Raw genomic sequence first — 12,784 nt, 5'->3', positions numbered from 1 at the left:
CTGGAAATTTTTTGTAACATGCGAAAATCGATTATAATTTCTGAAGCTTTATTTTGGATATAGCCTAAAGAGATCTCTTGATTTCATCGTACTCTAAAGATGACCTTCTGAACTGATTTAAAAGTTGAGCTTTATCAACACCTATCAATTTGTTTTCTCTTAAAACTAAAGTCTTTCTATGATCTCTAAAAATCTTAATGGCAGTATTTCTTGTAAGACCTATGTTTTGAAGTGCTATTACTTGAGGGATTTGCGTACCATATTCCAATAAAGTAGCCCAATTCTCACCTGCTTTTTGCTCTCCCACAATATTGAACAAAATTTGATAGTAATGATTAAAATATTTTTCTAATAAAAATCTTAGAACATATTCAATATCATCAATGATCTTTTCTATAAGAAGATTAATATGCCTTCTGTTAGATTTTTTAAAAGTTTCAAATTCTCTAAAGTTAACTTCGATTTTTTGAGATGTGTCATGATTATAGTCAATTGCCTGGCTAATAATTTGGCTTAATGGAAAGCCTTTCACCCATTGGTTCATGAGAACTGCGTAATATTTGAGACTGTTTTTATTGGACAATTTCTTTTCAGTCTTATCCCAAGCATATAAATTATGGAAATTTTCGAGAACATTTAAGATACTTTCGTAATTAATATCATTTCCTGTTGGCAATATACTTTTTTTTGATTTTTGAACAGCCTTATAAATCTTCTCTTGAATGTCAAAATTTATGGTTTGATGGAATTTTAAAATTGATTTTGGAATATCGTAATTGATCACCCCCGCTCTTGCTAAATCAATAATCTTTTGCTTATTCTTTTCGATAAGCTTATCAATTATAGGACTTTTGTAGTTGGCATCAGTTTCTAACGTATCAACTTTGATGATGTTGGCTATATATTTTAATATTTCTTTTTCGGTTTCTGAGCCTGTCTTTATCTCTTCATTTTTTAGCGCCTTTTCTATCTTTTGAAGATTTCTATCAATTTTTGTAAGAATTGTCGGTTGTAGGGTAATTTCCTTTTTTTGAAGTAGATCTGTATTATCCCATTTGAAAGAATCATGTTGTACACAGAATATATTACCTTCAAGTTCCCTTGTCAATCTTCCTGCTCTACCTGAAAGATTCCAGAAATCAATTGGAGATAAAATCGTCCGAGATCCACTTCTATTGTCGATGATAAAGATATTCTGTGTTGGCATGTTGACGCCTTCCAGCAATGTGGAAGTGCAAAATACATATCTAATTTCTTCTTTTTGGTAGAGTTCTTCAATTAAATTGCGAATTAGTTGAGGCAACTTACCATGATGATAGGCAATTCCTTTTTCAATAAAATCGACTAAGAAATATTCAGGATGAATATAGTCCTTGATATTCTTAATGGCTTTTTCAATAAGAGAAGTTTGGTCAATTTTCTTTAGCGATTTAGACAATTCGGTAGCTTTTTCCAAAACGTTTTTTTTCGAATAGCAATAAACGAGATTATTCTTACCGGTTCCAATAAATTTTATAAACTTAATAAGATTATAGTCATTGTTTGGATTTAGGATGTTATCTAATTTAATAATAGAATTGTTTGTATGGGCCTCTACTTCTTGATTAATAAGGTTAACATAATAAATGTTTTGAGAAACTGGAGATTCATCAGTTCTAAAAGAATTTTTAAAATCTCTGTTAAATAGCTTTAAAAATATTTCAGGATTTGAAACATTAGGTGAAGAAAAATATAATTTTATATTACCATATTTTCTTTGAGCCTTTTCAATTGCAGAATATGTTGTAATACTTCTGGAGTCTTTCTCGTTCGCTAGTTTATGTGCTTCATCAACAAATACAAATCCTATGGAAGGATTTGTATCCTGTGATAGGTAACTTAATAATCTTTCCGGTGTTAAGATGAATATATAATTAAATTTTTCTTCTGTTAGAATATCTGTAACATTAGAATTTATAAAAATCTTGTATTTGTAAATTTCCAATAACTCATCGAGTTCCAATTTAAGATCAACGAAAAATTGATTGATCAGCGCACGTGTTGGGACAATGATTACAATATTTTCCGGCGGGGTATTTTTGATTACCTTTTTTATAAATGATTTTATAATGAAAGACTTACCCATTGATGTGGGACCGGAGAAGCTGAATTCTTGACTATTGGAGAGTTTGTTGAATAATTCAAATTGAGTGTCTGTAAAGATCATACCATTGCCATCAGGAGCCACTTGAATTAATTTTTTAGTTTCTGCTTCTATCTCTCGAAAAAGGGGAAGGGTTGCTAGATTATTGTTTTTACTTTCCAAGTAATTTATTGCGGGAAAATTCCCTAATTTACTAAAGATTGCTTTTGAAATTGTTCTATAGATCTCATTATCTTTGTAATCGTGATTAAGGGCTGATATAATTTGGTATGCTTTATTTCTTGAAATAGAATTGGTAGAATTTGATAAAATGTCGGCGAATCGCAAAAGATCTTTAAGTTCCTTATTAGTAAGAATTAATCTGGTTTGCTTTTTAAAGATATGCTCAGCTGTTATTTGTAAGGATTTATAAAACAGATTACAGAAATATTTATCTTGTAGAATGTCTTCTGTTAGTTTATCAATAAGTTTCATTCGACAATTTTTTCTATTATGTGTTTTCTCTTATTTTTCAGATCTGAAAAAGGTATGGCATAAACGTAAAATGTATATCCGGAATATCCACTTTTCCTAAGCTGGAAGTTTAAGGAGTTTTTGGCCTTAATAACATCTTGTTTTATCCGTTCCCTGATATTTTTTCTAAAATCACTATTGCTTAATTTGCTTTCATCAGCACTGATCTCTATATTAAAACCTAAAAAAATTCCAAAAGAATAGTCAAGATAAGTTTCATCCTCTTTTGCGCTAGGAATAATAATTTTTTTTAACAACTCATAACTATCCTCGTCGTAAGCCTCTTTCACAAGCTCGCTGTTGATTAGGTCAATTTCAAATTCCATTTTTGATGTTGACTTTAAAAGCTTGTCTATTGACCCAAAGGCTTCGTATATACCCCTGCCAATATCAGAATTTAATTTTGACTCGCCCAGAATGAGTTGGTATTCCGAGTCACTGACTTTTAGCAAATGAACACCATCGGCACCTTTAACGTAATCGTTTGAATTGGTCTTTAATTCTAATTTTGTTAAGATTTTCGGGGCGTTAAGATGAGATTCAAGAAGACAATAGAGTAAGATTTCCCCTAATTCACCTTCATTGTCAGCGTGATGCTTTAATTTTGACTTTGCTTTCTTGACTAAATCATTTAGTTTGTCATCCTTTTTTAATTGGTTGATCTGATTTCGTGAAAGTGCGAAATAGCAAAGTTTGTTACCTAATTCACTTATCAGTTCATCATAGGCAAAGGCATTATTTTTTACTTTTAGCGTAAAAAGATTGAGTGTATTGTTATTCTCAAGTGCTTCATTACAGAGATCATTGTAAAATAACTCCAAAAAATCTTCTTTGATATTTTTCTCAATCATTAAGTTGGTTATGTTTTTATTTTGTAACTAATTTAATAAATTAGTATGGATTTTAGTGAAATTAAGAAAATTAATTGTAAAAGTAGATAATTTTTTGTGCGCCATATTATGGTTTCCCGTAAAGAAAATTAAAAATTAGTTTTAATGGTGTGATCAATTAGTTTATACAATCGAATTTCTGATAGCAATTTTGAAAACCCAGAGAGGCAGCATTAAGAGCATTGAATTTTTGAGAGGAATTTCTGATTGATAAGCTTTTTACTTTGAGCTTGATCTTTAATATGCTGATAGTTTAAATTGAAGAATAACAATGTATTTCTAATTGATTTTGCGTTAACTTGCATGAGTTCAGTAGATCCAAATTGAATCTGAACATTATTAAAAGTGTATTTTTTCTACAGTTATCTTTTGTGATCCCACAACAGCAGATGGCTGCCAAATGAAGCCAGTCGCTTTGGTGTACGTCAAAATTATAATTCACACCATATCTTGGTGGATTGTAATAAAGAAATAATACTAAATTTGTAATTATGCATCCATTATCGTCCAATCTTTATAGCTCTGTTAAGCATTTAATTGAAAATGCCAAAAGTAAGATCGTCCGAAATATTAATATGACGATGATAATGACCTATTTTCAAATAGGTGAAATTATTGTTGAGGATGAACAAAGTGGTAGAGATAGAGCTGAATATTCAAAAGAGACGCTTAAAAATCTCAGTAAACAGCTGATAGAAGAATTCGGAAGAGGATACTCGGTCGACAATCTTCAGTGGATGAGGAAATTTTATTTAATGTTCCAAAAAAGAATTTCTCAGGAAGTAAACAATGCTTCCGGAAAATACGAAACACTGTCTCGTATTTCTGTGCAGGATCCAAATTACGAAACACCGTCTCGTACTTCTGTATTTACACTGTCGTGGTCCCATTATATTCAGCTGATGAAAATTGAAGATGAAAATGAGAGAAATTTTTACGAAATAGAGGCCACTCAAAACAATTGGAGCGTCAGAGAACTTACAAGACAATTTAATTCGGCACTATACGAAAGATTGGCACTAAGCAAGGATAAAGAAGGTGTTACGCAATTGGCACAAGAAGGTCAAATTGTAGAAAAGCCCACAGACATACTAAAAAGTCATTATGTTTTGGAATTCCTTGATCTAAAACACGATCACCGATACTCTGAAAGTGATCTGGAAACAGAGATCATCAATAAGCTGGAGCATTTTATGATGGAATTGGGGAAAGGATTCTTATTTGAGGGTAGGCAACGCAGGTTCACTTTCGAGGGGGACAGTTTTTTTGTAGACCTGGTCTTTTATAACCGGTTGCTAAAATGCTTTGTGCTGTTTGATCTGAAGATCGGTAAACTGACCCATCAGGATATCGGACAAATGCAAATGTATGTTAACTATTACGACAGGAAAGTGAAGCTGCAAGAAGAAAACCCGACGATCGGAATTATTCTCTGTAAGGAAGAAAATAAAACCGTGATTGAATTTACACTACCAGAAAACAACAATACCATTTTTGCTAAAGAGTATAAAGCTATTCTTCCCAGTAAAGAAGAACTAAAAAAACAAATTGGATAACCATCAATAAAAACTAAAACATTGTCATCAAAAATACTTACGCCTCATAAAGCTCTTAACAAATCCTTTTTAAAGCTAAAACCGAGCAGAAAGGACATCGAAATTTTCAAATATAACTTAACAACACTTTTTGAAAGGATTAATGTAAAAGAATCAGAAGAGTTCCAAAAAAATCTTATCATAGATTTTCTGAAAAAAAATGGTTTCGAAAGTGATTTTTATATCAACACTAAAGGTCGTAATGATCTAGTTATACATAATGATAAAACTGCCGCTAGTCCGGTAGGTGTGATCATCGAGACAAAAAGCATTAGTAACTCTTCGGAGATGATAAGTGCGAAAAAACTCAATGCCAAGGCTCTTCAGGAATTGTTATTATATTTTCTTAGAGAAAGAATAACCCATAAAAATTTGGAGTTAAAACATCTTATCGTCACCAATGTTTATGAATGGTTCATTTTTGATGCCTATCAATTCGAACAATTCTTCGCTAAGAACAAAAAGTTAGTTAAGCAATTTGAAGATTTTGAGACAAAAAGACTTTCAGGAATATCAACAGACGTATTTTATAAAGAAATTGCAAAGCCATTTTTAGATGAAGTAGTTGGACAGTTAGAATTCACCTATTTGAATTTAAAGGATTACGAATCTATCATAAAAAGCAATTCTCAAAAAGATGATAATAAGCTGATTGGAATTTTTAAAATCTTCAGTGCAGCCCACTTGCTAAAACTTCCATTTATCAATGACAGTAATACTTTAGATAAGAGTTTTTATAATGAGCTACTACATATCATTGGATTAACAGAGACGAAGGAAGGTGGTAAGCGATTGATTGAGCGAAATAAACCTGCACAAAGAAATTCAGGGTCATTGTTAGAAGATACCATCATTCAATTAGATTCTTTAGATAAGGTAAATAGGATTAGCAAACCTTTTTTATACGGTGATTCATATGAAGAAAGATTATTCAACATTGCGCTAGAACTCAATATAACTTGGATTAACAGAGTACTTTTTCTAAAACTGATGGAGGGGCAACTTGTCACTTATCATAAAGGAGATAGATCTTTTCTTTTTTTAAATTTTAAAAAAATTAGACAATATGATGACCTGAACACATTGTTTTTTCAGGTTTTAGCGAGAAAGAATGACGATAGAAATGATGATGTAAAGAAAGTATATGAAAAAGTACCTTATTTAAATAGTTCTCTTTTTGAGCCAACAGAATTAGAGCATTCTACTCTTATCATAAGTAACCTGAAGGACGAAAAGAAAATACCAATACTTTCTACAACAGTTCTGAAAGATGGAACAGGAAAAAAGAGAATAGGCGAATTAACAACGCTTGAATATCTATTTGAGTTTTTAGATTCTTATGATTTTGCGAGTGAAGGCACAGCAGATATTTTAGAAGAAAACAAAACATTGATCAATGCATCTGTCTTAGGGCTGATCTTTGAGAAGATCAATGGCTATAAAGACGGAAGTTTTTATACGCCGGGCTTTATAACTATGTACATGTGCAATGAGACGTTACGTAAGGCAGTTATTCAGAAATTTAATGAGATCAAAGATTGGAACTATGATTCAGTTGTTGACCTGCACAATAAAATAAGTAATATTCAGGAAGCAAATGAAATAGTAAATTCACTACGCGTGTGTGATCCTGCGGTTGGTTCTGGTCACTTTTTAGTATCAGCTCTCAACGAATTGATAGCAATCAAAAATGATCTGGGTATTTTAGTTGATAAATCCGGAAAGATGTTGAAGGGATATAATATTGAAGTACAGAATGATGAATTAATTATTACGGATGAAAATGGTGAACTCTTTGAGTATAATCCTAAAGTCAAAGAAAGTCAGCGGATTCAGGAAACAATGTTTCACGAAAAGCAGTCGATCATTGAAAACTGTTTGTTTGGTGTGGATATCAATCCAAATTCTGTTAAGATTTGCAGACTTCGTCTCTGGATCGAATTGTTAAAGAATGCATACTACAAATCTGAGAATGAATTAGAAACACTTCCTAATATTGATATTAATATTAAAAATGGGAATTCACTGATCAACCGTTTTGGATTGGAAAGTAGCTTGGCATCAGCTCTTAAAAAGTCCGGAATTTCGATTGAAAAATATAAAGAAGCTGTTGATCAGTACCGAAATGCAGAAAGCAAGTCTCAAAAATGGGAATTAGAACAACTTATTAATGACATAAAAACTGGATTCAGAACGGAAATCAGCAAGAATGGTAAAGAAATAAAATCTCTTAATTTATTGAGAGGTGAATATTATACAAAATATCAAAGTGAGCAACTTTTTGAAGCGAGCCTATCAAAGGCTCAACAGAAGGATAAAAAAGTGTTGGAAGGGAAAATAAAAAAGATTGAAGATTTTATTGAAGAGATCAAAAATAATAAGATCTATGAAAATGCTTTTGAATGGAGGTTTGAGTTTCCTGAAGTTTTGGATCACGAAGGTAATTTTATTGGTTTTGATGCTATCATTGGTAATCCACCATACATACAGTTACAGAAGATGGGAGCTGAAAGTGATGCGCTGCAGCAAATGGAGTATGAGACCTATGCTAAAACAGGAGATATTTACAGCCTATTTTATGAATTAGGATATGATATTCTCAAGCCAAAAGGCATATTGACATTTATTACTTCTAACAAATGGATGAGAGCTGCTTACGGGGAAAGCTTACGTAAATTTTTTGCAGAGAAAACAAATCCTGAAGTCCTAATAGATTTTTCAGGTAATCAGATTTTTGATACTGCAACAGTTGATACTAACATTCTGACTTTTACCAAGGATAAAAATAGACAACAAACGGAAGCTTGTGTTGTCAAAGAAAAGCTGTTAATTAATTTGAGCGATTATTTTAGACAGAATTCGTCAACCTCACCATTTTCAAGTGCCGGAAGTTGGGTTATACTTTCTCCTCTAGAACAAACAATAAAAGATAAAATTGAGAAGATTGGCACTGCATTAAAAGATTGGGATATAAAGATAAATTATGGAATCAAAACAGGTTTTAATGATGCATTTATAATAGATGGAGCTAAGCGCAGAGAGCTTATAGACAAGGATCCTAAAAGTGAAGAAATTATACGACCTATTTTACGTGGCAGAGACATAAAAAAGTATAGTTATGAAGACAGCGATTTATGGCTAATCAATACTCATAATGGAATTAAGGAAAAAGGCCTAAAGCCAGTAGACATAGATGATTATCCCGCTATTAAGAAACATCTCGATCTCTATTATATTCAGCTTGATAAAAGGACGGATAAAGGAAATACACCTTACAATTTGAGGAACTGTGCTTATATGGAGGATTTTTATAGACCAAAAATTGTATGGATTGAACTGACTAACAATCCTAACTTTTATCTTGACAACAATAATTATTTAATAAATAATACGATTTTCTTCATTAACGGCGAAAGATTAGAGTATCTCGTCTCATTTCTAAATTCAAATGTGTGCAAGTGGTATTTTACCAAACTTGCAGCAACTTCAGGAGTAGGAACAACAAGATGGATTAAAATCTATATTGAACAGTTGAGAGTTCCTATGAATTTGGATCCTTTAATTGAAAAATCTCTCACAAATCTTTCTAAAGAAATTCAAAGTCAAAAGTCCGAGAATATAAATACTGACCAATTAGAAATTGAAGTTAATCAGAAGATCTATAGTTTATTTGCACTCGATGCAGAAGAGATAGACTTTATTGAATCTCAATAAAGCCAATCTCATTTCTTTCGTCGACAGACAAGTCATATAAGTCAAAAATCATTTGGTCAATATTTAATTCCAATTCCCGATTGCCCACTCTTTTAGAACTTTGGATTTGACTAACTAACTTTTCAAATTGATAGTTTAGTTGATCGTCTACTTTTAAAACAGGTATTTTATCTAGAAATATTTTCCTTATTTCTCTTGTTCCTCCTTGTAGTTCAGGAAAATTATCAATAAAGCAATACTTAAAAAGTGATGAATTTAAAAATGCAGTTAAATATGAGAGATGCGTACCGGTGATCATAAAAGATTTATCATTTTGCATAAATCCCTTATCATCGAGATAGAACGGTAAAAATTTAGTCATATTTGGATACATTATTTTTTGTATAGAAAAATCCTCCCAATAACTTATGCTATCCTGTGTTTCAAACCACTTATTATTGGTCTTTTTTCTAGCTCCTTGATCACCTGTTTGTTTTAATCTATCATATCCAAAGCTCAGAAGATGCTCTTTTACAGCAGGGAAGGAATCAATATCTACATTCAAGCTTGGGAAGGTTGTAAGAATATATAAATCAGCGAAATCAAACGAATAACGTTTTATATCTCGTCCTCTTAATAACGGTCGTATRATTTCGACAGATTTTGGATCTTTTGCAATCAGTTCATCTTTCTTTTTTCGGTCAATAATAAAAGCTTCATTATATCCCGTTAAAATCCCTCTGTATATATTAATATCCCACTCTTTAAGTGGTGTTCCAACAGCCTCAATTTTTGCTTTTATACGTTGTTCAACTTCGCCCAAAATCACCCAAGAATGGCTACTTGAAAATATTGTTTTCACTGAAGTTTGTCTAAAATAATCGCTCATTTCCTTGCAATATTTATTGCATAGATTTATTTTATACAGATTAGGTTTAAAATAAACCAAAATTGAATAATAATTTAAACAAATAAAAATGATTTACGGTTACATTAGAGTAAGTACAGACAAGCAAACAGTAGAAAATCAACGATTTGAGATCAATCATTTTTGTGGTAAACAAGAAATAGTTGTTAACAAATGGATTGAAGAAACTATTTCGGGAGCAAAGAATGTTGATGATAGAAAATTAGGAAAACTTTTAAAAAAGATGAGGAAAGGGGATGTGCTTATTTGTTCAGAGCTCTCGAGATTAGGAAGGAATCTCTTAATGATTATGGGCATTCTAAATGAATGTATGAACCGTGATATTCAAGTGTGGACTATTAAGGATAATTATCGATTAGGTAGTGATATAAGCTCAAAAGTTCTTGCTTTTGCTTTTGGTTTATCAGCAGAAATAGAAAGAAATCTAATATCTCAACGAACTAAAGAAGCATTAGCTAGAAAGAGAGCAGAAGGTGTAATCTTAGGTCGTCCCGTGGGAAGCAAATCATCCAAAACAAAACTGTCTGGTCAGGAAAAGAAAATTCAGGAGTTAATTAATAAGCATGTATCATATTCCGCTATAGGTCGAATCTTGGGTGTACATCGATTGACTGTGTCAGCTTTTGTAAAGGATAGGATGAACTAAATTGTTTTATCGAAAGAGTTAAATTTACCATATCGGCAAAAATAGCAGAATTTCATTCATAAAGTTTTTATTCTTGCCGATATTTATAAATATGTCACAAAATCATACTGTCTGCAGAACGTAGTAATCACTCAATGATTAGAGATAAATCATAAAATTATCTAATTTCATTTCTACTTTATCTTTTGGAGCCAAAGTGAAGTTAGAAAAAATTATGGAATTTTTAGACACTACCTAAACTGATTTTTACATCTGATTGATTATTTATATATTAGCTAAATATTAGAATGACGAATTTCTACCGCAACAATTTTCTCTGTGTTGCTATTTAAAATTTTTATACGGAATCAATTAATGTAATACTTTACAGCAGATCTGTGTACATAGATTTCACTGATGAAACATATACACAGGTTATCTTCACGCAAGGGGATGAAGATCATAAATAAGAATTTACTTTTAATAGATTAATAATGAATCAGCACTTCTATGCCAACTGAAACACATGAGTGTCATAACTAATGATGATTAATTGTGCCGAATATTTTTATTTAAAAGATATCGGCTATGGAAAGGACACTTGAAATTAAAAATATTAGCATTGAAGAGGTTATCAAAATATTTAAAGAAGAGGAGGGAGTTGAATTAACAGTTCCGGAAGCGGAACAAATTGTAGAATTTCTAAAAATGCTATTAACAATTACTGTAAAGCGTTTTTTAGATGAATAATATTATAAGATTTTAGAGATGAAAAAAGCTGATTTATATATCCGTGTGTCAACCGATGAGCAGGCAGATAAAGGGTATTCGCAAAGAGATCAGGAAGAAAGACTGAGACGATACTGTGAAAATAATAGTATCGTAGTTGGAGGGGTTATTTATGAAGATTATTCAGCCAAAACCTTTAACAGGCCTGAATGGATCAAGCTGCTAGATACACTTAAGAAAAAGAGCTCCAGAACTAATTTATTGCTATTCACAAAATGGGATCGTTTTAGCAGAAACGCTGGCGATGCCTATCAAATGATCAATATCCTCAAAAAGCTAAATGTTGAACCGCAAGCCATTGAACAACCTTTGGATCTTTCTATTCCTGAGAACAAGATGATGCTGGCAATCTATCTTGCTGCACCGGAAGTTGAAAACGACAGACGTGCCTTGAATACCTACTATGGAATGCGTCGTGCCAGAAAAGAAGGCAGATTGATGGGAAGGGCGCCTTATGGATATGTCAATAAAATCTCGGAGAACGGGAAGAAGTATGTCACTCAAAAGGAACCGGAAGCTTCCAATATGAAATGGGCATTCAATGAAATGGCGAAAGGTGTTTATTCAGCCAGCCAGATTATGGATATGATGAACAAGCGGGAAGGGAAAACTGTAAAGGTCAGTTCTTTTCTTGCCGGCTTAAGGAATACTGCATATTGCGGAAAAATTTATGTAGAACAATACAATGACGAAGAGGCTCATTTTGTTCCAAGTATTCATGAACCTTTGATCAGTGAGGAATTATTCGAAAAGGTTCAAAATATAATGGATGGCAATGCAAACCTTGCAAGACCCAATGTAAAAGTATTGTCCGACGATAATCTTCCCCTGAGAGGATTTCTTATCTGTCCGGAATGTGGTCATTTAATAACCGGTAGTGCATCTACAGGACACTCTAAGAAATATTATTACTACCATTGTCAGTCACCATGCGGATATCGTTATAAAGCAGAAATTATTAACGATAAATTCTTGGAGTTACTACAAGCATTAGAGATGAAGGAGTCCATTAAAAAATATTTGAGAAAGGTCTTGAAACAAAATTTCGAGAAGTTTATCGATAATCCTCAACATCACAGAAAAAAGATATTACTGGAAATTGATGGACTGAACAACAGGTTAAAGTTGGCAAGAAACAAACTGTTGGAAGATGTCATTGATAATGAGGAATACTTGGAAATTAAGACTGATTGCAAGGACAAAATTGAAAAGTTAGAAAGCAACTTGACCAAAGTAAAAGATAAAAACAAAATAGATTTTCCGAAACTACTTGACCATGCATTATCGAACGTCGTAGATCTTGCTAAAGTCTTTAGTAGTGGGGATATCACATTAAAACGTCAAATAATTAGTTCGATATTCCCTGAAAAATTGGAATTTTTTGAAAATCATTATCGAACTATTCGACCCAACGTTTTGCTGGCTTATATCTATCAAATAAACAATGAGTTAGAAGCTAAAAAAAACCGGAAAAATAGTGAATTATCACCTCTTTCCGGTCTTGTACCCAGGACCGGGATCGAACCGGTACTCCTAAGAACTGGTGTTTGAGACCAGCGCGTCTACCAATTCCGCCACCTGGGCTGGTGTTACATTGCTGTAAATCGG

The 12,784-nt window shown here is 32.3% G+C and carries 8 protein-coding genes and 1 tRNA gene; 5 read left to right on the top strand and 4 right to left on the bottom strand.

Annotated features, from left to right (window positions below; translation table 11 throughout):
- Nucleotides 1-64: 64 nt before the first annotated feature.
- Nucleotides 65-2,617: a DEAD/DEAH box helicase gene (locus ASG31_RS17955; RefSeq protein ID WP_056036132.1), complete on the bottom strand. Its 2,553-nt coding sequence runs from the start codon at nt 2,615-2,617 to the stop codon at nt 65-67.
- Nucleotides 2,614-3,507 (bottom strand): DUF1837 domain-containing protein, encoded by an 894-nt coding sequence (locus ASG31_RS17950; RefSeq protein ID WP_056036129.1) that lies wholly within the window; start codon nt 3,505-3,507, stop codon nt 2,614-2,616. Before ASG31_RS17950 ends, ASG31_RS17955 begins: the two co-directional genes overlap by 4 nt.
- Before the next feature lie 530 nt (nt 3,508-4,037).
- Here ASG31_RS17950 and ASG31_RS17945 point away from each other — a divergent pair.
- Nucleotides 4,038-5,102: a YhcG family protein gene (locus ASG31_RS17945; RefSeq protein WP_056036126.1), complete on the top strand. Its 1,065-nt coding sequence runs from the start codon at nt 4,038-4,040 to the stop codon at nt 5,100-5,102.
- Between the two features lie 21 nt (nt 5,103-5,123).
- Nucleotides 5,124-8,855, top strand: a complete 3,732-nt coding sequence (locus tag ASG31_RS17940; RefSeq protein ID WP_056036124.1) for a class I SAM-dependent DNA methyltransferase — start codon at nt 5,124-5,126, stop codon at nt 8,853-8,855.
- Here the strand turns inward: ASG31_RS17940 and ASG31_RS17935 are convergent.
- Nucleotides 8,839-9,723 (bottom strand): TaqI-like C-terminal specificity domain-containing protein, encoded by an 885-nt coding sequence (locus ASG31_RS17935; RefSeq protein ID WP_082504629.1) that lies wholly within the window; start codon nt 9,721-9,723, stop codon nt 8,839-8,841. The genes ASG31_RS17940 and ASG31_RS17935 overlap by 17 nt on opposite strands.
- Nucleotides 9,724-9,811: 88 nt before the next feature.
- Here ASG31_RS17935 and ASG31_RS17930 point away from each other — a divergent pair, with 88 nt between their 5' ends.
- The 3 genes from ASG31_RS17930 (at nt 9,812) to ASG31_RS18285 (ending at nt 12,727) form a co-directional block, all read left to right on the top strand.
- A complete protein-coding gene (locus ASG31_RS17930) occupies nt 9,812-10,408 on the top strand; it encodes a master DNA invertase Mpi family serine-type recombinase (protein ID WP_056036117.1) in 597 nt (198 codons plus the stop codon).
- Between the two features lie 567 nt (nt 10,409-10,975).
- On the top strand, nt 10,976-11,137 hold the full coding sequence (locus ASG31_RS18435) for a DUF2624 family protein (RefSeq protein WP_117585868.1): 162 nt from the start codon (nt 10,976-10,978) through the stop codon (nt 11,135-11,137).
- 18 nt (nt 11,138-11,155) lie between these two features.
- Nucleotides 11,156-12,727 carry a recombinase family protein gene (locus ASG31_RS18285; protein WP_082504633.1) on the top strand — a complete coding sequence of 524 codons (1,572 nt, stop codon included), beginning with the start codon at nt 11,156-11,158 and terminating at the stop codon, nt 12,725-12,727.
- On the opposite strand, the gene ASG31_RS17925 is transcribed toward ASG31_RS18285, so the two are convergent.
- A tRNA-Leu gene (locus tag ASG31_RS17925) sits at nt 12,681-12,760 on the bottom strand. The genes ASG31_RS18285 and ASG31_RS17925 overlap by 47 nt on opposite strands.
- Between the last annotated feature and the right edge of the window lie 24 nt (nt 12,761-12,784).

It is taken from the genome of Chryseobacterium sp. Leaf404 (assembly GCF_001424145.1).
Lineage (GTDB): Bacteria > Bacteroidota > Bacteroidia > Flavobacteriales > Weeksellaceae > Chryseobacterium.
Note: the sequence above shows the minus strand (reverse complement) of the source record. Positions and strands in the feature narration are given on the sequence as shown.